At 69.4% G+C, this 20,588-nt stretch carries 20 protein-coding genes; 6 read left to right on the forward strand and 14 right to left on the reverse strand.

Annotated elements, in window-relative coordinates; genetic code table 11:
* Positions 1-50: 50 nt before the first annotated feature.
* From ACFU8Q_RS03790 to ACFU8Q_RS03810, 5 genes are all read right to left on the reverse strand, one after another.
* Entirely contained in the window at positions 51-1,400 is a 1,350-nt protein-coding gene (locus tag ACFU8Q_RS03790) for a dicarboxylate/amino acid:cation symporter (protein WP_384447324.1), read from the reverse strand.
* A 441-nt stretch (positions 1,401-1,841) separates the two neighbouring features.
* Positions 1,842-2,138, reverse strand: a complete 297-nt coding sequence (locus tag ACFU8Q_RS03795; protein ID WP_384447326.1) for a DUF4229 domain-containing protein — start codon at positions 2,136-2,138, stop codon at positions 1,842-1,844.
* A 122-nt stretch (positions 2,139-2,260) separates the two neighbouring features.
* On the reverse strand, positions 2,261-2,785 hold the full coding sequence (locus tag ACFU8Q_RS03800; RefSeq protein ID WP_384447328.1) for a GNAT family N-acetyltransferase: 525 nt from the start codon (positions 2,783-2,785) through the stop codon (positions 2,261-2,263).
* A gap of 127 nt (positions 2,786-2,912) precedes the next feature.
* A complete protein-coding gene (gene mqnE, locus ACFU8Q_RS03805) occupies positions 2,913-4,076 on the reverse strand; it encodes an aminofutalosine synthase MqnE (protein WP_384447330.1) in 1,164 nt (387 codons plus the stop codon).
* 90 nt (positions 4,077-4,166) lie between these two features.
* Positions 4,167-4,622 carry an Lrp/AsnC family transcriptional regulator gene (locus ACFU8Q_RS03810; RefSeq protein WP_073787137.1) on the reverse strand — a complete coding sequence of 152 codons (456 nt, stop codon included), beginning with the start codon at positions 4,620-4,622 and terminating at the stop codon, positions 4,167-4,169.
* Positions 4,623-4,754: 132 nt separating this feature from the next.
* Here ACFU8Q_RS03810 and ACFU8Q_RS03815 point away from each other — a divergent pair, with 132 nt between their 5' ends.
* Positions 4,755-4,889, forward strand: a complete 135-nt coding sequence (locus ACFU8Q_RS03815; protein WP_384447332.1) for a hypothetical protein — start codon at positions 4,755-4,757, stop codon at positions 4,887-4,889.
* Between the two features lie 8 nt (positions 4,890-4,897).
* On the opposite strand, the gene ACFU8Q_RS03820 is transcribed toward ACFU8Q_RS03815, so the two are convergent.
* The gene (locus ACFU8Q_RS03820; RefSeq protein ID WP_384447334.1) at positions 4,898-5,578 is read right to left on the reverse strand and encodes a UbiX family flavin prenyltransferase; all 681 of its coding nucleotides are present in this window, start codon (positions 5,576-5,578) and stop codon (positions 4,898-4,900) included.
* Between the two features lie 139 nt (positions 5,579-5,717).
* On the opposite strand from ACFU8Q_RS03820, the gene ACFU8Q_RS03825 reads away from it, so the two are divergent.
* Positions 5,718-6,353, forward strand: coding sequence for a rhomboid family intramembrane serine protease (locus ACFU8Q_RS03825; protein ID WP_384447336.1), 636 nt, complete (start codon positions 5,718-5,720; stop codon positions 6,351-6,353).
* A 192-nt stretch (positions 6,354-6,545) separates the two neighbouring features.
* On the opposite strand, the gene ACFU8Q_RS03830 is transcribed toward ACFU8Q_RS03825, so the two are convergent.
* The 5 genes from ACFU8Q_RS03830 to ACFU8Q_RS03850 all read right to left on the reverse strand — a co-directional run bounded on the left by ACFU8Q_RS03830 (position 6,546) and on the right by ACFU8Q_RS03850 (position 11,889).
* Entirely contained in the window at positions 6,546-7,223 is a 678-nt protein-coding gene (locus ACFU8Q_RS03830; protein WP_384447338.1) for a DUF4232 domain-containing protein, read from the reverse strand.
* 455 nt (positions 7,224-7,678) lie between these two features.
* The gene (gene mqnP, locus ACFU8Q_RS03835) at positions 7,679-8,596 is read right to left on the reverse strand and encodes a menaquinone biosynthesis prenyltransferase MqnP (RefSeq protein ID WP_384447340.1); all 918 of its coding nucleotides are present in this window, start codon (positions 8,594-8,596) and stop codon (positions 7,679-7,681) included.
* Entirely contained in the window at positions 8,593-10,050 is a 1,458-nt protein-coding gene (locus tag ACFU8Q_RS03840) for a menaquinone biosynthesis decarboxylase (protein WP_384447426.1), read from the reverse strand. Before ACFU8Q_RS03840 ends, mqnP begins: the two co-directional genes overlap by 4 nt.
* A 242-nt stretch (positions 10,051-10,292) precedes the next feature.
* Complete coding sequence (locus ACFU8Q_RS03845; protein ID WP_384447342.1) at positions 10,293-10,835, reverse strand: DapH/DapD/GlmU-related protein; 543 nt, start codon at positions 10,833-10,835, stop codon at positions 10,293-10,295.
* An 82-nt stretch (positions 10,836-10,917) separates the two neighbouring features.
* Entirely contained in the window at positions 10,918-11,889 is a 972-nt protein-coding gene (locus tag ACFU8Q_RS03850) for a LysR family transcriptional regulator (protein ID WP_384447429.1), read from the reverse strand.
* A gap of 248 nt (positions 11,890-12,137) precedes the next feature.
* Between ACFU8Q_RS03850 and ACFU8Q_RS03855 the strand changes: the two genes are divergently transcribed.
* The 4 genes from ACFU8Q_RS03855 (at position 12,138) to ACFU8Q_RS03870 (ending at position 16,888) form a co-directional block, all read left to right on the forward strand.
* The gene (locus ACFU8Q_RS03855; RefSeq protein ID WP_384447343.1) at positions 12,138-12,533 is read left to right on the forward strand and encodes a PLD nuclease N-terminal domain-containing protein; all 396 of its coding nucleotides are present in this window, start codon (positions 12,138-12,140) and stop codon (positions 12,531-12,533) included.
* Positions 12,534-12,604: 71 nt separating this feature from the next.
* On the forward strand, positions 12,605-13,033 hold the full coding sequence (locus tag ACFU8Q_RS03860; protein ID WP_384447431.1) for a nucleoside deaminase: 429 nt from the start codon (positions 12,605-12,607) through the stop codon (positions 13,031-13,033).
* A 119-nt stretch (positions 13,034-13,152) separates the two neighbouring features.
* On the forward strand, positions 13,153-15,333 hold the full coding sequence (locus ACFU8Q_RS03865) for a hypothetical protein (protein WP_384447345.1): 2,181 nt from the start codon (positions 13,153-13,155) through the stop codon (positions 15,331-15,333).
* Positions 15,326-16,888: a hypothetical protein gene (locus ACFU8Q_RS03870; protein WP_384447347.1), complete on the forward strand. Its 1,563-nt coding sequence runs from the start codon at positions 15,326-15,328 to the stop codon at positions 16,886-16,888. The genes ACFU8Q_RS03865 and ACFU8Q_RS03870 overlap by 8 nt, the downstream gene beginning before the upstream one ends.
* A 256-nt stretch (positions 16,889-17,144) precedes the next feature.
* Here ACFU8Q_RS03870 and ACFU8Q_RS03875 read toward each other — a convergent pair whose 3' ends face one another.
* From ACFU8Q_RS03875 to ACFU8Q_RS03885, 3 genes are read right to left on the reverse strand one after another with little or no spacing between them, the layout of a single operon-like run.
* The gene (locus ACFU8Q_RS03875; protein ID WP_384447349.1) at positions 17,145-17,672 is read right to left on the reverse strand and encodes an SRPBCC domain-containing protein; all 528 of its coding nucleotides are present in this window, start codon (positions 17,670-17,672) and stop codon (positions 17,145-17,147) included.
* Positions 17,673-17,728: 56 nt separating this feature from the next.
* The gene (gene ccsB / locus ACFU8Q_RS03880) at positions 17,729-18,817 is read right to left on the reverse strand and encodes a c-type cytochrome biogenesis protein CcsB (protein ID WP_384447351.1); all 1,089 of its coding nucleotides are present in this window, start codon (positions 18,815-18,817) and stop codon (positions 17,729-17,731) included.
* Entirely contained in the window at positions 18,814-20,583 is a 1,770-nt protein-coding gene (locus ACFU8Q_RS03885) for a cytochrome c biogenesis protein ResB (RefSeq protein WP_384447353.1), read from the reverse strand. The genes ccsB and ACFU8Q_RS03885 overlap by 4 nt, the downstream gene beginning before the upstream one ends.
* Positions 20,584-20,588 lie beyond the last annotated feature (5 nt).

Consider the following 20,588-nt stretch of genomic DNA (forward strand, 5'->3'; position numbering starts at 1 on the left):
GTCCGTGCTTACGGACCGGGGGCGCTCCCGTACCTCGGGCGAGGGTGCGGCTACGCGGCGACCGGCACGCGCTGCGGCTCGTCGTCACGCACCTCGGCGTCGTCGACCGGGGAGGACGAGGCCGAGTTGTACGCGTCGTGGTCGAGGATCTTCTCGCGGGCCGAGACGATCACCGGGACCAGCGCCTGGCCCGCCACGTTGGTGGCCGTCCGCATCATGTCCAGGATCGGGTCGATGGCCATGAGCAGACCGACGCCCTCCAGCGGGAGGCCCAGCGTCGACAGCGTGAGGGTCAGCATGACCGTGGCGCCGGTGAGGCCGGCGGTGGCCGCGGAGCCGATCACCGAGACGAACGCGATCAGGACGTAGTCACCGACACCCAGCTGGACGTCGAAGATCTGCGCGATGAAGATCGCGGCCAGCGCCGGGTAGATCGCGGCGCAGCCGTCCATCTTGGTGGTGGCGCCGAACGGGACCGAGAAGGAGGCGTACTCCTTCGGGACGCCGAGGCGCTCGGTGACCTTCTGGGTGACCGGCATCGTGCCGACCGAGGAGCGGGAGACGAACGCCAGCTGGATCGCCGGCCAGGCGCCCTTGAAGAACTGCAGCGGGCTGAGCTTGGCGACGGTGGCGAGCAGCAGCGGGTACACCCCGAACAGCACCAGGGCGCAGCCGATGTAGACGTCGGCGGTGAACGTCGCGTACTTGCCGATGAGGTCCCAGCCGTAGTCGGCGATCGCGTAGCCGATGAGGCCGATGGTGCCGATGGGGGCGAGGCGGATGACCCACCACAGGGCCTTCTGGAGGAGCTCCAGGACGGCCTCGCTGAGGGTGAGGATCGGCTGGGCCTTCTCGCCGAGCTTGAGCGCGGCGATGCCGGCGACGGCGGCCATGAAGACGATCTGGAGCACGTTCAGCTCGGTGAACGGGGTGATCACGTTGTCCGGGATGATGCCGGTGAGGAAGTCGAGCCAGGAGCCCGAGTGTTCCGGCAGCTTGCCGTCCTTCGGCGTGAGGCCGGTTCCGGCACCCGGGTTGGTGATCAGGCCGATCGCGAGGCCGATGGCGACCGCGATCAGCGAGGTGATCATGAACCAGAGCAGGGTGCGGGTGGCCAGCCGGGCGGCGTTGTTGACCTTGCGCAGGTTGGTGATCGACACCAGAATCGCGAAGAAGACGAGCGGCGCGACGGCCAGCTTCAGCAGCTGGACGAAGATGTGGCCGACCTTGTCGAGCGTGGTGTAGAGCCAGTTGATGTCGTACGTACGGGCAAGCCACCCGAGGACGACACCGAGGACGAGACCGGCGACTATCTGGGCCCAGAACGGGACCTTGGGTATACGGGAACCGGAGCCGGATGGGCTGTCGGTCACAGCGTCGGACGCGGGATTCGCGGACACGGACACACTCCAGGGGTGGCGCACCGGGGCGCACGGGGACGTTGTGCGGGGACGGGGGTGCGGCGCCCGCGTCAGGGGCGGCGCCGCTGCATGGTGCCGGTTCAGACGTTGCGGCAACAGACCGCGGACATACAGCGGCAGAGATCGACATGCAGGCGCTCCACGAGCGGGACGCTCGCGGCGAATCGATGGCGCACTGCTGTCTTCATGGCGAACACGTTAACACTTGAACTTTGAGAACCTCAAAGGTCTTCTTTGGCCCCGATCGAGCGGCGACGCGGGCGCCGGAGCGCCCAACACGCCTGCGGGAACGGCAAAACCCCAGTACAGGAGCAGCTGCTCCAGCGCTGGGGTTTCGTATGGAAGGTGTGCGGGTGTGAGGAAACTTACGTAGCCCTTACGGGGCCTCGCGCAGTCGCCCGAGTCGTCCTCGGCCGGTCGTCACGGGGTGACGTGGTCCTCGCTGGTCCGGTTCGCTTCGAGCCGCGCCTTGGTGCGGCCGACCGTGGACACGATCTGCGCGGACATCTCGTCACGCTGCTTGCGCAGCAGCACGTAGCTGAGCGGCGCGGACAGGATCAGGGCGAGGAGGATCACCCAGATGAGATTGGAGCCGCCCGCCCCGGAGGGCAGCAGGCCGAAGTGGACGGCCACGGCCGCGACGACGAAGCAGCCTACGAAGATGCTGAGGCGCATCGCGGTGTACCGAATTGTCGCGCTCGGCTTGGCAGCGGACACAGTTGGCCCCTCTCTCTACGTACGACAGTCCTGCGATCCTGCCCGACCAGTGAAGCATGCCCCGGAATCGATCACTTCGGAGGGCTGCGTCAAAAGGGGTGCGCCGTGTCCGCCGCGGGCTCTCAGCCGAGCGGCAGCAGCATGATGATGTCGTCGCGGTCGTCCCCCTCGGACACCCGGATCGCGTCGGGTACCCGCCCCACCTCCTTGTATCCGCACGACGTGTAGAACCGGTCGACTCCGATGCCTCCGCGGCAGGTGAGCCGGATGGCCTCGATCCCCCCGATCCCCCGGGCGGCGTCCGCGGCGGCGCCCATCAGGTCGCGCCCGTAGCCCTTGCCCTGGTGGCGGGGGTGGACCATCACCGTGTAGAGCCAGAGCCAATGAGCCATCAGCCGGTGCGTGTTGAGGGCGAGGAAGGCCGTGGCGGCGACGGCACCCTCCTCGTCGCGGCCGACCAGGAGGCGGGTGCGCCCCTCGGCCATGGCGACGAGGTGCTTGACCAGCTCGGGCCGGACGTCGTCGTTCGTGACGGGCGGTACGAAGCCGACCGCGCCGCCCGCGTTGGAGACATCGGCCCACAGCTCGGTTATGCCGTCCCGCAGCGCGCGGTCGACCTCCGGGTCCAGCTCAAAAGTAAGTGCCATAGTGGCAGATTAACCATTACCACCCCGCCCCCTCAAGCCATGCCCGGTACCCGAGAAGGCCTCTGCACGAGAAAGCCCCGGCCGACGGCCGGGGCTCTACTCGTACGGGGCTGCCGACGACGGAACGTCAGACGCGCATCGGCTGCGGCGACTCGCGCCGCTCGGCGTCCGGGCCCGGGTACTCGCGGATGATCTCGTACCGGGTGTTGCGCTCGACGGGCCGGAAGCCCGCGTCACGGATCAGGTCGAGCAGGTCCTCGCGGCCGAGCTTGTTCGGCGTGCCGTAGTTGTCCGCGTCGTGCGTGATCTTGTACTCGACGACCGAGCCGTCCATGTCGTCCGCGCCGTGCTGGAGCGCGAGCTGGGCGGTCTGCACGCCGTGCATGACCCAGAAGACCTTGACGTGCGGGACGTTGTCGAAGAGGAGCCGCGAGACGGCGAAGGTCTTCAGCGCCTCGGCACCGGTCGCCATCGTCGTCCGGGCCTGGAGCTTGTTGCGGACCTTGCCGTCCTTCATGTCCACGAAGTCGTGCTGGTAGCGCAGCGGGATGAAGACCTGGAAGCCGCCGGTCTCGTCCTGCAGCTCACGCAGCCGCAGCACGTGGTCGACGCGGTGCCGGGGCTCCTCGATGTGCCCGTACAGCATCGTCGCCGGGGTCTTGAGCCCCTTCTCGTGCGCCAGGCGGTGGATGCGCGACCAGTCCTCCCAGTGGGTGTCGTGGTCCACGATGTGCTGCCGGACCTCCCAGTCGAAGATCTCCGCGCCGCCGCCGGTCAGCGACTCCAGACCGGCCTCGATCAGCTCGTCGAGGATCTCGGAGGCGGAGAGCCCGGAGATGGTCTCGAAGTGGTGGATCTCGGTGGCGGTGAACGCCTTGAGGGAGACCTGCGGCAGGGCCTCCTTCAGCGCGCTGAGCGAGCGCGGGTAGTAACGCCACGGCAGGGTGGGGTGCAGTCCGTTGACGATGTGCAGCTCGGTGAGGCTCTCGCCCTCCATCGCCTTCGCGAGCCGGACGGCCTCCTCGATGCGCATGGTGTACGCGTCCTTCTCGCCCGGCTTGCGCTGGAACGAGCAGTACGCGCACGACGCGGTGCACACGTTGGTCATGTTGAGGTGCCGGTTGACGTTGAAGTGCACGACGTCGCCGTTCAGCCGTGTCCGCACCTCATGGGCGAGGCCGCCGAGCCAGGCCAGGTCGTCCGACTCGTAGAGGGCGATGCCGTCCTCACGGGTCAGCCGCTCCCCTGCGCGGACCTTCTCCTCCAGCTCGCGCTTGAGCCCAACGTCCATGCGGCTGCCTCCCAGGTGTCGACGTTCTTGTGCCTTCCCGGCGATACCGGGTGAAACCCCCGGTCCCCCGGGGGCTCCACCACGTTACGCCTACACCTCTTCGGGAAGTTCCCCGACCCGGTTCTCCCACTTGGTGGAGAGCACGATCGTGGTACGCGTACGCGAGACGCCCTTCGTACCGCTGAGCCGGCGAATGGTCCGCTCCAGACCGTCCACGTCACCGACGCGCACCTTGAGCATGTACGAGTCGTCGCCCGCGATGAACCAGGCGTCCTCGATCTCCGCGAGGTCCTTCAGCCGCCGCGCCACGTCCTCGTGATCGGCCGCGTCGGAGAGCGAGATGCCGATCAGGGCCGTGACACCGAGCCCCAGGGCCGCGGCGTCGACGGTGGCGCGGTAGCCGGTGATGACACCGGCGGATTCCAGCCGGTTGATGCGGTCGGTGACGCTGGGCCCGGAGAGCCCGACGAGCCGTCCCAGCTCGGCGTACGAGGCCCTGCCGTTCTCCCTGAGGGCCTGGATGAGCTGCCTGTCCACCGCGTCCATATGACTGAAACCTTCCATTGTTCAGCAGTATCGCGAGTCTACGTGTAGAATCTAAGGCATGCAGGCATCATCGCCTGCAAATCTTCTCGAACATCCAAAAAAAGCTTTCGAATCCTCAGGAGTGAGAACACCGTGTACACGATCGAGATGGCCTACGCCCGGATGCGCGAGCTGCAGGACCTGGCCAACCGCTCGCGTGCCCACCAGCCCGCCGCCGCGCACCGCATCGACAAGCCCCGCAGCCCGCGCGCCACGAAGAAGCGCTGACCACTGGCTCAGCCATCCCGGCGAGAGCCACCACCGAGCTCTCCCTCCCACCGGCGGTACAGGCCGTGCGGCACCCCCGCCGCGTCCAGCACCCGCCCCGCGACGAAGTCCACCAGATCCTGGATGTGCGTCGCCCCCGCGTAGAACGCCGGAGAGGCGGGCAGCACCACGGCGCCCGCCTCGTCCAGGCTCACCAGATGCTTCAGCGTCTGCCCGTTCAGCGGGGTCTCCCGCACCGCGACGACCAGCTTCCGCCGCTCCTTGAGCGTCACGCTCGCGGCCCGCTGGAGCAGATCCTTCGAGAGCCCGAGCGCCACCCCGGCCACGCACGCCGTCGACGCCGGGACGATCAGCATCCCCTTCGCCGGGTACGACCCCGAGGACGGCCCCGCGGCGAGATCACCGGCCGGCCAGTGCCGTACGCCCTCGATGTCGGCGTCGCCCACGTCGAAGGTGTGCGGCTTGCCGTCCGCCCCGCGCGCCAGCCAGCTGCGCAGATCCTCCTGCCAGTGCGCGTCGCGGAACGCGATCCCGGTCTCGTCCAGCAGCGTCAGCCGCGAGGCCCGGCTCACCACCAGATCGACGCTCTCCCCCGCGGCCAGCAGACCGCGCAGCACGGCTGCGGCGAATGGGGTGCCCGAAGCGCCTGAAACCCCGACAATCCAAGGCTGTCGCTGGTGCTGACTCACTGAAGTCCCGGAATCCACACTCCTGAGCCTATCCGGCGGCACGAAACCGGAACTGAGTAAGGTGCCCCGGGCGTTCCAGGGGTGGGAACAGGGACGGCGGGCAACCGCAAGGAACGACAGGGGACGGCAGGGGGGCACGATGGCCGCATCGTGGGACCGGTCCGCGCCGGCGTGGACCGCGGGCGACCGCGCGAAGACCGCGGCCAAGCTGATGCTGGGCTGGGTGGCGTTCCTCTGGCTGCTCGAAGCTGTCGACGCCGCGACCGGCCATTCGCTGGACTCGTTCGGGATCGAGCCCCGCCGGGCCGGCGAGCTGCTGGACGTGGTGCCCGCGTCCTTCATCCACTTCGGCTTCGGCCATGTCGCCTCCAACAGCGTGCCGCTGCTGGTCTTCGGCTTCCTGGCGGCGCTGAGCGGCGTCCGCAGATTCGCCGCCGTGGCCGCAGTAATCATCGTGGTCGACGGGCTCGGCGTCTGGCTGGTCTCACCGGACGGTTCCAACACGGCGGGCGCGTCCGGGCTGGTCTTCGGCCTCTTCGGCTATCTGCTCGTCCGGGGGTTCGTGGACCGCAGGGTGCTGGACATCGCCGCAGGTCTGGTGGTCGCCGCGATATGGGGCTCGTCGATCCTGGTGGGGCTCTCCCCCGCCGACGCCTCGGTCAGCTGGCAGGGCCATCTGTTCGGGCTGGCGGCGGGCGTGGCGGCGGCGTTCGTCTTCCGCCGCCCCGCGCGCGGCTGGAGCACGGCGACGCCCGCCCGGCCGCTCATACCGTAGAGCGCGTTCGGCCGCTCATGGCGCAGGGCCTGCCCGGCCGGTCATGTGACTTTCTGACCGGCCAGTCGTCGGTTCGGGTACGGGCCGGGGATCTGGCGCATCGCGAGTGGTCGCTTCTGGAGTCGCGTCTACCGCCGTCGGGCAGCCGTCCTCCGCCCATGATCCCCCCGGACGGATCCCATGGTGTCCGGGTCAGCCGCCCTGACCGGCGCTCCCCATCGGGCCGACCTTCACCTGGGAGCCGGAGCCGTCGGTGACGGGCAGCGTGTCGGCGCCCGGCCAGTCGAGGGTGACCGACTTCGTCTCGTCCGGCGGGGTCACCACCAGCCCCGTGATGCGGACGCCGGAGCCGCCCGACGTGTTGATCGGGTAGTTGATGCCGAAGTACACCGACTTCCCGTCCTTGAGGGTCATCGGGGTGGCCTTCTCACCGGTGCGCTTCGCGGACAGCGACCCCGAGCTGGTCTTCAGGTCGACGCCCGCGTACCCGGAGAGCACGCAGTCCCGGCCACCGCCGTTCTTCAGCTCCACCGCGACGGTCCCATCGGAGTCGCCATCGATGGTGCTGTCGATCGCCGTGATCTCCAGTTCGTCGGTGCGGCACTTGCCGGCCTTGCCGTTCTCGCTGGAGCCGGTCCCGGCGGTCGTGCCCTGCCCGCCGGATCCCTGCCCGCCGGATCCCTTTCCGGCGGAGTCCTTCCCGCCGTCCTGATCCGAACCGCCCGAGCCCGAACCGCCGCCGGTGGAAGACGCGGTGGACGCGGACGACGGGGCGATCTGTCCCATGCCTTCGTCGCCGTTCTGGCAGGCCGTGAGCGAGAGACCCGCGACAACGGCCAGGGCTGCGAAGGTGAGCTTCTGTACGCGCATTGTTTCTTCCTCAGCGTCGGTGGGGGGCGGCCGCTCGGCACGGTCGGTACGAGCGAGCGTTTCTGATCACCAAGAGCCGCCCGGCCCGGCAAGGCGTTCCGCCCAACCACCCGCTAATACACCGCTGTTACACGCACTGCCAGGCACGACGCGCACCACCACCGGGCACACCCCGCCCGTACCGCCCCCTGCCGCACCCGCTCCCTGCCGCCGTCCGGCACGGGAATCAGGGGCCGGACACGGCGCGCCGTACCGCGCCGCCGGCCGGCCGGGACGGCGGTTCCCGCCGCCGTTCCGCACCCGTCAACGCCCGCACCCCACTGGGACGGACCCGTAACGCGACGATCCTTGACCAGAGCAGGTGACATGCCTCCTCAACCCGCCTCGCCCGCGCCCGGGGCAGCCGTCCGTCGAGGATGAGGTCCTGGATGCGCCGGACACGACCCCGGGCAGGCTCAGACGGTCAGGCCCCGCACCAGCAGGTCCAGGAGAGCGCACGCGAACAGCGCCATCCCGATGAACCCGTTGACCGAGAAGAACGCACGGTTCAGCCGGGACAGATCGTGCGGGCGCACCACCCGGTGCTCGTACACGAAGGCGACGGCGACGATCACCATGCCGATCCAGTAGAAGAGCCCCGCCTCCGTGGCCAGCCCGAACCAGACCAGCAGCCCGGTCGTCACCACGTGGCAGACCCGCGCCCCCCAGAGCGCGGCCGGGATCCCGAACCGGGCCGGCACCGACAGCACCCCGTGCGCCCGGTCCGCCTGGACGTCCTGGCAGCCGAAGATCAGGTCGAAGCCGCCGATCCAGATCCCGACCGCGAGACCGAGGATCACCGCGTCCCACGACCAGCTGCCGGTCACCGCCAGCCAGGCACCGATCGGCCCTATCGCCTGCGCGATGCCCAGGATGGCGTGCGGGTAGTGGGTGAACCGCTTCCCGTACGGATAGACCACCATCGGCACGACGGCGACCGGCGCGAGCGCCAGACAGAGCGGATTCAGCAGCGCGGCCGCCCCGAGGAAGAAGACGACGGCGATGATCGCCCCCGTCCACGCCGACTTCACGGACACCGCGCCGGTGACCAGTTCCCGGCCCGCGGTGCGCGGGTTACGGGCGTCGATCTCCCGGTCGATGATCCGGTTGCAGGCCATCGCGAACGTCCGCAGCCCCACCATGGCGATGGTGACGAGCAGCAGCGTGCCCCAGTGGATGGACTCGTCCGCCTGGAACATGGCGGTCAGGGCGGCGATGTAGGCGAAGGGCAGCGCGAAGACCGAGTGCTCGATCATCACGAGCCGCAGGAACGCCTTGACCCTGCTGTTCGGCTGTACGGGCCCTGAGCCCAGTGCTGCTTCGGCGGCGCTCACAGTCCGTATTCCTTCCACCGGCGGTCGACCTTCGCCGCCGTCTCGGGGTCGGACTCGACCATCTCCGGCCAGCCCCCGTCCCGCGTGTAGCCCTCCTCGGGCCACTTCCTCGTCGCGTCGATCCCCGCCTTGCCGCCCCAGAACTGCTGGTAGGAGGCGTGATCGAGATGATCGACGGGCCCCTCGGTGACGGTCAGGTCCCGCGCGTAGTCCGTGTTCCCGAGCGCCCGCCAGGCCACCTCGTGCAGATCGTGGACGTCACAGTCGGAGTCCACGACCACGATCAGCTTGGTCAGCGACATCATGTGCGCGCCCCAGATGGCGCTCATCACCTTCTGGGCGTGCTTCGGGTACTTCTTGTCGATCGAGACGATCGCACAGTTGTGGAAGCCGCCCGCCTCCGGCAGGTGGTAGTCCACGATGTCCGGCACGATGATCTTGAGGAGCGGCAGGAAGAACCGCTCGGTGGCCCGCCCCAGCGGCCCGTCCTCGGTCGGCGGCCGGCCCACCACGATCGACTGGAGCAACGGACGCTTCCGCATGGTCACGCAGTCGATGGTCAGTGCGGGGAACGGTTCCTGCGGCGTGTAGAAGCCGGTGTGGTCACCGAACGGCCCCTCGGGAAGCATCTTCCCGGGCTCCAGCCACCCCTCGATGACGACCTCCGCCTGCGCCGGGACCTGCAACGGCACGGTCTTGCAGTCGACCATCTCGATCCGCTTGCCCTGGATGAACCCGGCGAAGAGGTACTCGTCGATGTCCCCCGGCAGCGGCGCGGTGGAGGCGTACGTCACCGCGGGCGGCGCCCCGAACGCGATCGCGACCGGCAGCCGCTCCCCACGCTTGGCGGCGACCTGGTAGTGGTTGCGGCTGTCCTTGTGGATCTGCCAGTGCATCCCGATGGTGCGCCGGTCGTGGCGCTGGAGCCGGTAGAGGCCCAGGTTCCGTACGCCGGTCTCCGGGTGCTTGGTGTGCGTGAGCCCCAGATTGAAGAACGAGCCGCCGTCCTCGGGCCAGGTGAAGAGCGCGGGCAGCAGGTCCAGGTCCACGTCGTCGCCGGTGAGGACGACCTCCTGCACGGGTGCGCTCTCGGACTTCACCTTCTTCGGCGGCACGTGCACCATCGAACCGAGCTTCCCGAAGGCCTCCCGCACCCCGACGAAGCCGTGCGGCAGCTCCGGCTTGAGCAACCCGCCGATCTTGTCGCCGATATCGGCGTACGACTTCAGCCCGAGCGCCTTGAGCAGCCGCTTGTCGGTCCCGAAGACGTTCATGGCCAGGGGCATCGACGACCCCTTGACGTTCTCGAAGAGCAACGCGGGCCCGCCCGCCTTGTTCACCCGGTCGACGATCTCGCCGACCTCCAGATACGGGTCGACCTCGGCCTTGATGCGCTTGAGCTCGCCCTCGCGCTCCAGTGCTCGGAGGAGGGAACGAAGATCGTCGTAAGCCATGCCGTCCAGTTTGTCATCACCGTTGGCGATCACCTGGGTTGCCCCACCTCTGCGCAACATGGCCCTGCTCGTTGAGCGCGGCCTCGATCGAGGCGATGCGTGTGAGTGGCTGTGTGACTGTGGTCGCGAGGCTGGTTCGTCGCCCTGGACCGGAGCCAGTTGTCTCGGTCAAGGGGCGCCAGGCCTTCGATGTGGTGATGGCTGCCCGTAGCCCGGGGCTCGGTGTGGCCCCGGAGAGGCCGTCACCACCGTCGGTGCACGGATGCCTTACTACCGGTCACCAGGCTTGCCGGCGGAACGTCATCGGCCACGACCGCGCCGGCGGCGACCACGGCATCACGGCCGATGCTGACGCCGGGCAGAATCGTGGCACCGGCACCGATCCACACGTTTTCCGCCACGTCGATGGGCGCGCCGCTCAGCCACCCCCGTCGCTCCTCAGGATCGACCGGGTGACCGACGGTGATGAACGTGACCTTCGGTCCGACCATCACGCGCTCGCCGAGCCGGATGCCGGCGTAGTCCAGGAACGTGCAGTTCTGGTTGATGAACACGCGCTCGGCGAGGTCGAGGCGGAGGCCGTGGTCCGTGTAGAAGGGCGGATAGATCGTGACTTTCGCCGGCAGCGGCTTGCCGAGGATCTTTTCGAACAGGTCCGCCTTGCCCGCTTCGTCCTCGAAGGGCAGGAGGTTCAGGCGGGAGGTGAGCTCGGTGACCCGCAGGACCCTCTCGGCCATGGCCTGGAACTCGGCGCTGTGGATGCGCATGAGACGGTCACTGGGCATGTCAGGATCCTTCCTGGTGTACCGGTGACCGGCACAGGACTCACTGGGCGCCGGCGGAGGCTGCTGTCAGCAGCCGGTCGAGTCACCTTCGTCGGGGTTGGGACCTGCGAGCATTCTCGATGTCGCTGTCGCCGCGCCGTGGCGTCGCTGCCCAGGACGGGACCCAGACCGTCCCAGGGAGCCTTGGCAGGCTTCCGAGGTGGGTGATGATTCCACGGAGTCCTGGATGTGGATTCGTTCCGGGGAGGATGAGCGAGAGTGGGTATGCGAGGGTCGGATTCACGACAGGGATGCGGCGTAGATCGTAGTGCGTCGGCCAGGTGTACCGGTCGCGTGCCCCGACGAGCGTGGCCACGTCCGCGGAGTCCGCGAGCGTGTCCAGGAGTACTTCGTCTCCGAAGTGCGGGCCTGTGGCGTCGATGCGTAGGTCGAAGTCGGTGGCGAGATGATCGTAGAACTCGGCCCATTCGCTTCGGGGCGCGATACCCGGCACCCAGATCCGGTGCTTACGCAGCTGCGGTGGTGTCAGTCTTCGCGCGGAGGCGAGCGGATGTCTCGGTCCGACGAGAAGTTCCAGCGGTGAGTCGAACGCGTGGATCATTTGCAGGGCGGGCGGCAGTGTGGCCGGGTCGGTGACGGTACGGAACGAGGCGTCGATATCACCTGCTTCGACGGCGGCGACCGCCACGCGTGGGTCATTGACCCTGAGGGTCACCACATCGAGGTTGGTTTCGGGATGCGACCGCCAATAGTCGTGCAGAACAACGGCCTGCGCGCTTCGCAGGCCGAGAACGTCGATCCGAAGGGCCCGGGAGCCCGGCCTGACCGCGGCGATGGCGCGCTCGACACCCGCGACGACGCTCTGCGCGTGAGGGAGAAACGCCCGACCGTCGAGCGTCAGCTCAACCCCTCGGGCGGTACGTGTGAACAGACGGACTTCCAGCTCGCGCTCCAGGGCGGCGATCCGCTTGGAGACTGCCTGCTGTGTCACACCCAGCTCATCGGCCGCATGTTGCAACTGTCCGAGCTCGGCCGCCCGGACGAACGATCGCATTGCCTCGGTGTCCACCGGTTCACCTTAGGCGTGCACAACTGATCGTTGTGACTCGTCGAGGATCGGTTGACCGGATCGCGGATGTCCACCTCCGCGCCGGCCGCGGCCGCACGGCGGACCCGTACCCCGACCTGTCGGCCGCCGGTTCCCACCTGCTCGCCGTGGGACGTCATTGGCACCGGCTACTCTGGGCCCGTCACCGGGGCGGGACAAGCCCCGCCATCTCTCCGCGGGGGGACCTTTCCACCATGTTCCGGGCCCTGATCTATCTCCTGCCTCTGGCGCTGACGATCTACGCGTTCATCGACTGCCTGAACACCCCCGAGGACGAGGCCAAGCACCTGCCGAAGATCGCCTGGGTCTTCATCATCCTGCTGTTCTGGATCGTTGGCCCGATCGTCTGGCTCGCTGCGGGCAAACTGCGCCAGGTGCCCGCCGGGGGCCGTACGCCCTCCGAATGGCACCGCAACCACCGCTCGCAGTGGGTGGCGCCGGACGACAATCCTGAGTTCCTGAAGGCGCTGAAGGAAGAGAACAAGAAGGACGAGTCGCTCCTCAAGGACTGGGAGGCGGACCTGCGCCGCCGCGAGGAGGAGCTCAAGCGCCGTGAGAGCGGCGAGAGTTCGAGCCCTTCCGGCGACTGACGAGCGGGGTGCCGGGGGCAGCGGCCCCCGGCGACGACGATCAGGAGCACGCACGCGTGAACGACAGGGCCATGCTCGCCACCGCCCTCGCCGAGGCCCGGACCGGGCTCGCCGAGGGCGGCATCCCCATCGGCGCCGCGCTGTACGGGCCGGACGGCACGCTCCTCGGGCGAGGGCACAACCGCCGGGTGCAGGACGGCGATCCGTCGCTGCACGCGGAGACGGCCGCCTTCCGCGCGGCCGGGCGGCAGCGTTCGTACCGGGGCACGACGATGGTGACGACGCTCTCCCCGTGCTGGTACTGCTCCGGACTGGTACGGCAGTTCGGGATCTCGCGGGTGGTGATCGGCGAGGCGCGGACGTTCCACGGCGGTCACGACTGGCTGGCCCGGCACGGCGTCGGGATCGTGGTGCTCGACGATGCCGAATGCATCGCGCTCATGCGGGACTTCGTACGGGATCGGCCCGATCTGTGGAACGAGGACATCGGCGCCGGCTGACACCCCCGCCCATCCCGCGTCCCAATCGTTCGAAAATCTACACCTGGCTCCAACACCCGCCCGATATCCTGGTGTTGACGGTGTGACAGATCGGATGGGACAGCGGCGCTGGGGGTGCTGTGGAGAGAGATCTGTACGGGCGCGAAGCGATCTTCGGCGATGACGGACTTGCGGCGCGTCTGACCGGTCTCACTCCGTACGGCTCCGCCCGGGTCGCGTACGAGCATCGTGACGATCCGCCGGTCGCCGTGCTGACCGGTGGCCGCGGCATGGGCAAGACGGCCGTGCTCAAGCAACTGCGCCATCTGTACCGGGAGATCACTCCGGTCGCCCTGGTCGACTGCGAGGCCGTCGTGCCGCCCGCGGACCCGGGGCCCGGCTGGACCCCGGTCACCGGGGCGCTTCAGGAGCTCGCCACCCAGCTGACGGCGAAGGTGCATGCGGCGCGGCAGGTGCCGTTCCCCCGGCTGAGCCTGGGGCTCGTCGCCGTCGCCTCGATCTCCTGGACGCGGGAGGACGAGACGCAGGCGCAGCAGGATCTGCAGTCGCTCGGCCCGGTGCTGGCGACCGTCGACACCCGTGGCGACGCGGCGACGGGCTGGGTCACCAAGGTGCTGACGAAGCTGGCGGCCAGCGCCTTCGACTCGATGGTGCCGCTGGCCGGGATGGTCGCGGAGGCGACGATCGAGACGGTGCTGGAGGAGTCGTTCAGCCGGTTCCAGCGGCGGGCGGCGGACTGGTACGGGACTTATCCGCACGCGGGCGGCAACGGCAGGATCGGGCTGCGGCAGCTGGCCGTCGATTTCGAGCGCGGTGGTGATCTGCGCCGCCGGGCCGAGGATCATCTGGTGCTCGCGCTGGTCGCGGATCTGGTGCGGGCGTACGGGGGGCTGGCGCGGGGTGCCCGCCGGGGCCGTCCGGTGCTGCTGCTGGACAACGCGCACACGCTGCTGGGCCGACAGCTGGTGGAGCCGGTGCTGCGGCAGCGGGCCGCCGGGGTGCGCGATCAGATCGCCGTGTTCGCCTCCTCGCGGGCCCGTGCCCACGTGGGGCTGAGCCATGCGGTGCGCAGGCGGCTGCCCGAGGTGGCGCACGGTTCGCACTGGGTGCGCGGTTCGGAGGTGACGTCCGGGATTCTGGCCGTGGAGCTCACCGCGCTGAGCCCGGTGCATGTGCAGGCGGCGTTCGACCGGCACGATCCGGTGGGCCGGGCCCCGGCCGGGCTGGCCCGTGGGGTGCACCGGCTGACGGGCGGGCGCCCGCTGGGCGTGGCGCTGCTGGCGCAGGCGGCGGGCGAGGCGCTGTTGCCCGGGGCGTCACGGCCGCAGGCGCCACGGCCGGGCGCGCCGCGATCGGGGAGGCCGGCACCCGAGTCGCTGGTGCCGGGTGCGTTGCTGGACCGGACGGTGGAGCTGCGGGAGGACCGGGCGCCGGTGCGGGTGGCGGACGAATTGCTGACGCGGCTGCTGCCGGGGCAGCAGCTCGACGTGCTGAGCGTGCTGGCCGCCGCGCACGGTGAGGAATCGGCGCGGCGGCTGGCCTCGGGCCGCCTGCGTGGCCTGTCGACGGACAGCAATGTCGCCCTGCGGGTACGGGATGTGCTGCGGTCGCAGGACTGGCCGGTCGGCCCCGAGTACTTCGTCGCCGATCCGCTGCTGCGGTCGCTGCTGCTGCACCGGCTGCGGTTCCAGGGCAACGACCACCGGGACTCCGGGGCGTGGCGTGCGGTGCACGAGACCCTGCACAGGGAGTACGCGCCCGGGGGCCACTGTGTGAGCGTCCGGCATCAGCTGCACCAGGAGCTGGTGCTGGGCAGCACGGGAAACTGCGTGACGTATCTGCGGGAGCGGTTCACCGGGCCCGATGTGACGGAGTGGCTCGACCGGCTGCGGTTCATCGCCTCGGCACCGTATCCGCATCCGCCCGGCCGTACCGGTCCCGATCCGCGGCGGGCGGTCGCGCTCGGCCGGGACGAGCCCGGTTCGTTGCCGGACGAGGAGACGGGACTCGACAGGCTCGGCGAGCGCGCCGCGGGGCTCCAGTTGCAGCTGCGCAGGCTGCTGTACGCCGTATGGCTGCTGTCCGATCCACTGGCTCTGCCGGACGAAGAGGTGATCGACAAGATGGCGCACGAACTGCGACAACTGTCCGGCAGGCATCCGACGGGCAACAGTGTGCTGTGGGACGCGGCGACGCACTGGCCGCGGGACATCAGGGCCTGGCACCCGCTGTCCATGCCGCCGGGTTCGGGCGGAAGCCGGGGCGGGCAGCGGCGTGGGGACGGTGGCTCGGATGCGTAACCCGCTGCGCTATCGCGTCTGGTACACGGCGCGGCAGAAGGTCGTCACCACGGTGGTGGCCGGCGCTCTGCTCGTCACGTCCGGCTGGTACGGCATCGGCCGGCTCACCGCCCCCGAGGACCGCTCCTGCGCGAAGGGGGTCGAGCGGCCGCCGGGCAGCGACGAGTGCATCGGCATCTCCGGTGACGGCTACGACTTCGGGCGGTCGAAGCTGACCGTGGTCGCGGCGGCCATCGCCCGGGAGAACGCCACTCTGAAGCCGGGCCGGTACGCGACGGTCGCACTGCTGCTGCCGCTGACGTCGACGGACGAGGCCATGCAGACGAAGATGCGGCGCGAACTCCAGGGCGCGTTCGCCGCCCAGTACCGGGCCAACCATCTGTCGAACGAGCAGGTGCCCAAGATCCGCGTCGTGCTCGCGAACACGGGGAAGAACAACCTGCTGTGGAAGCCCACGGTGGACCGGCTGAAGACGATGACCGGCGCCCCGGACCGCCTGCGGGCCGTGTCGGGCGTCGCCACCAGCAGTACGCAGGTCAAGGCGGCGGTCAAGGAGCTGACCGCCGCGCACATCGCGGTCGTCGGCACCACCATCACCGCCGACGACATCGCCAACGGTCCGGGCGGCGACCCGTTCCCCGGGCTGGCCCGCGTATCGCCGACCAACCGGGACGAGGCGCGGGCGCTGGCGCACTTCGGGCAGGTGAAGGCGGACAAGGCGCTGCTGGTCCAGGACACCCGTACCGGGGACCACTACACGGACACGCTGCGGGCGGCGTTCACGTCGCTGGTGAAGGGCACGCAGTACGAGCCGGAGCTGTTCACCTCGCGCGAGGACCCCAACGACGAGGGCACCACGGCCAATACGTTCCAGCAGATCACGCACATCATCTGTGACACGGACGCGGAGACGGTGTTCTTCGCCGGACGCCACACCCAGCTGCGGCAGTTCATCAACGCGCTGGGGGCCCGGGGCTGCCAGAGCCGCCCGTTCACCATCCTGACCGGCGACGAGGGCTCGTACCTCGGCAGCGACAAGAAGCTCGACCGGGACGCGCTGCGCCGCAAGCTGACGGTCCGCTACGCCTCACTGGCGCACCCGGATGCCTGGACGGCGGCGACGGCGGCGGGCAAGGCCGGCCCGGCGACCGGCGGCTCCCCGGCGGACTACCGGAGCTTCCTGGAACTGCTGGCCACGGTCGCGAAGAAGCCTGTGGGCCCGATCGGTCCGACCCGTCACCAGGATCTGACCGACGGCCAGATCATCATCGCGCACGACGCCATGACGCTGGCCGTGCACGCCGTCCGCCAGGCAACCCCGCAGGACAAGCAGCTGCCGCAGCCCGCGGACGTGGGTGAGCAGTGGCCGCGGGTGAAGGGTCCGTTGCGGGTGTCGGGGGCCGGCGGCTGGATCTGCCTGGACAACCACGGGAACCCGTACAACAAGGCGGTGCCGGTGGTGGAGCTGGCGCCCGAGGACGCCCGTCAGCGATTCGTGGCGATCGCCTGGCCGGCGGGAGCGCCGCCCGACCCGAAGTGCCTGCCGCCGTCCTAGGGTGTCCCGCGGATCAGGGCCGGACAGGGCGCGGCGTCCGGTGCGGTGCGTCGCAAGGCGCCGGAGCGTCCTGAGGTGGGGCCTCCCCTGCTCGAACGGAGTCGAGAGCCTGGGGAAGGAGCTCTTCGGTCGTTTCGGCAACGCCGCGAGGTGCCGTGCCGGGCGTCGCGACCCCGGCCGTGATCCGCCGGACAGGCCCTGGTGCCCCTCCCGGCAGGCTTCGCCGGTCACGGCACCGGACGGCCGTGATGTCGCGTCACCGCGCGGTGGCCGCGTACTCCTCGCGCAGCTCCGCCCACCGGACCGGGGTCCACCTCGTCCAGTCGGCGGGGTAGCCGTCGAGCGCGTCCACGAGGTAGAGGAAGTGGTCGTGCCAGTCGGCGAGGCGGTCCAGGCGCATCGTGTCGTAGCCCCGGAACTCGTGCCTGAAGCGCAGCAGCACATGGTCGCCGCGCGGTGGCTCCAGATGGAAGCGGATGCGGCCGTGGGCCCCTTCGAGGGTGTATTCGGCGACCCGCTCGACGTCCCAGGCGGTGACGGTGCCGGAGGCGGCCGAGGCGCGCCCGTTCAGGTCGGTGGTCAGCCGGCGCAGCGTGATCGCGCCACCGATGTGCGGTTCGAACGGATCGGCGGCGCCGAGCCAGCCGGCCAGCCCCTCGGAACTGGCTACGGCTGCCCACACCCGTGGAACGGGGTGGGGCAGCCGTAGCAGGAACCGCAGAATGTGCAGGTCACCGTGGGTCTCGCTGGTGCCACGCTCGATGACGGGGGTCGCGTCGGTCATGGTTCCAGCGTGGCCCGGTGGACCGGGATCCGCACCCCTTACGGGGCGGGCGCGGGTCAGACCCCGGCGTAGGAGTGCTTGCCGGTGACGAAGATGTTCACGCCGTAGTAGTTGAAGAGCCAGCAGCCGAAGGCGATGAGCGCCAGGTAGGCGGCCTTGCGGCCCTTCCAGCCGGCGGTGGCGCGGGCGTGCAGGTAGCAGGCGTACGCGACCCAGGTGATGAAGGACCAGACTTCCTTGGGGTCCCAGCCCCAGTAGCGGCCCCACGCGTCGCCCGCCCAGATGGCGCCCGCGATGATCGTGAACGTCCACAGCGGGAAGACGGCGGCGTTGATGCGGTACGAGAACTTGTCGAGCGTCGCGGCGGCGGGCAGCCGGGAGAGCACGGACTGGGCGAACGAACCGGGCTGCACGCCATTGGCGAGCTTGCTCTCGTAGCTGTCGCGGAAGAGGTAGAGCAGGGTGGCGACCGCGCCGATGTAGAAGACGGCGCCGCAGATGATGGCGGTGGAGACGTGGATCCACAACCAGTACGAGTGCAGTGCGGGCACCAGCTGGTCGCTGGAGGTGTAGAGCACCGTGGTAGCGATGCCGAGGTCCAGCAGGACGGTGGTGACCAGGAGCAGGCCCATCCAGCGGACGTTCTTCTTCAGCGCGAGCAGGATCAGGTACGCGCCGACCGCCACCGTGGAGAAGGTGATGGAGAACTCGTACATGTTGCCCCAGGGCGCACGCTGCACGGACAGCGCGCGGGCGATGACTCCGCCGGCCTGCACGAGGAAGGCGAGCACGGTCATGGAGACCGCCATGCGTCCGTACAGGTCGCCCTTGAACGTGCCGCCGGCCGCGCCGGGCCCGTCCGGGACGTCGCGGGAACCGGCTGCGGAGCGCGTGATGATCTTCGGGCGGTCCAGTACGGCGGTGCCGCCGCCCTGCTGCGCGACCTGCACCTTCACCGAGGCCCCGGCGCCCTGTCCCCCGGCGCCGGTCAGGGCGGCGGCGGTGCGGCCGACCTTGCTGCGGCTGCCGAACACCCATTCCGCGATGTGCGCGAAGAAGGCCAGGGTGTACACGGCCATCGACGAATAGATCAGCACATTGCTGGTGTGCGCCAGGTTCTCGTTGGTTGCGGCGGCGAGATTCACTTCTCAGCCCCTTCGGCAGGTTCTACGGGGGATTCTTCGACGGAGCCGGAATCGGATCCGGGGTCGGGGCCGGGCGCGGTGGGCGCGACGGCGTTGAGCGTGACCGCGAGATCGGCCAGCTCCTCGGGAAGCTTCGCGGACTCGCTGCGGCCGAGACCCGCCATTTCGACGACGGTGACGCCGTCCGCACCGCGTACGGCCCGCACCCAGACCCGGCGCCGCTGAATGAACAGCGAGCCCGCGAGTCCGGCGATCGCGGCGATGGCTCCGGTGAGCGCCCAGCCGCTGGCGGGCTGCTCGGAGATCTGGAAGCTGGCCCACTCCTCGACGCCCTCGAAGGTGATCGAACCGGCGCCGTCGGGCAGCTTCATCGTGTCGCCGACCGCCAGGCGCTGCTTGAGCAGGTTGCCCTTGCTGTCCTTGAACGCCTTCATCTTGGACTTGTCCAGCTGGTACACGTTCTGCGCCAGCCCGGAGTCGGGCCCGAGGTAGCCGTAGTAGCCGTTGAGGGCGAGCCGCGGATTGTCGGCGGCGGGGAACTGGGAGAACATCGTGCCCTGGTTGTCGCCCGCGAAGGTCGGCACGAAGAAGGCCTGGAAGCCCAGCTGGGTCTTCTCGCCGTTCTTGTCGCGGTAGCCGTCCAGCACCTTGATCGCCCCGGTCGAGGTGACGTTGTTGTCGATGGGCAGCAGCGGCACGGCGTTCCGGTAGACCACCTTGCCGCTCGCGTCCTTGACGGACACGACGGGCGCGTAGCCGTGCGCGTTCAGATAGACCTTGGTGCCGTCGATGACGAGGGGCTCGTTGACCCTGATGACGGTCTTCTGCGGCTTGCCGTACGCGCCCTTCTCGTACGTCACATGGGCCTCGTAGGTCCGGGGCGTACCGATCTGGGGGCCGCTGCGCTCGTACGTACCGATGAACTTGTCGAGCTTGAAGCTGAACGGGGCGAGCGAGTCGGTGTCGAACAGCGAACCGGACTTGAAGTCGTCGTACTGGGTGAGTGTGTTGGAGAAGCCGTCGCCCTCGACGACCAGTTTGGCGCCCTCGGACTTGAAGAGCTGTCCGAAGGCGAACGCCACCAGCATCACGATCAGGGCGATGTGGAAGATCAGGTTCCCGGCCTCGCGCAGGTAGCCCTTCTCGGCGGCGACCGCGTCCCCCGCGGTGTGCGCGCGGTACCGGCGCCTGCGCATCATGGCGAGCGCGGCCTCGCGGACCTGTTCGGGCTCGGCCTCGGTGCGCCAGGTGGTGTACGCGGGCAGCCGGGTCAGGCGCTTGGGGGCGCCCGGCGGGCGGCTGCGCAGCTGGTCGATGAACTGGCCGGTGCGCGGCACGATGCAACCGATGAGCGAGACGAACAGCAGGATGTAGATCGCGGAGAACCACACCGAGCTGTAGACGTCGAAGAACTGGAGCTTCTCGTAGATCGGCGTGACGGTGGTGTGGGCGTCCTTGAAGGTCTGCACCTTCATTTCGTCCACGCTGTTCTGCGGGATCAGCGAGCCGGGGATGGCGCCGAGCGACAGCAGGAAGAGCAGGATCAGCGCGACCCGCATCGAGGTGAGCTGCCGCCAGAACCAGCGGACCCAGCCGATGACGCCCATGGCCGGCAGGGCGGCCGCGGTCTCCTCGCGCGGGGCGGTGGAGAGCTGGGAGCCGGCCGCGCCCAGTTCGCGGGCGTTCTCCCGGTCCTGCTCGTCCCGGATCTCCCGCTCGTCCCGGTGCTCGCGCTCCGGGGCCGGGTTGGACTTGGTGTCGCTCATGGAAC

The organism is Streptomyces sp. NPDC057543 (assembly GCF_042801895.1).
In the GTDB taxonomy this organism is placed as follows: domain Bacteria; phylum Actinomycetota; class Actinomycetes; order Streptomycetales; family Streptomycetaceae; genus Streptomyces.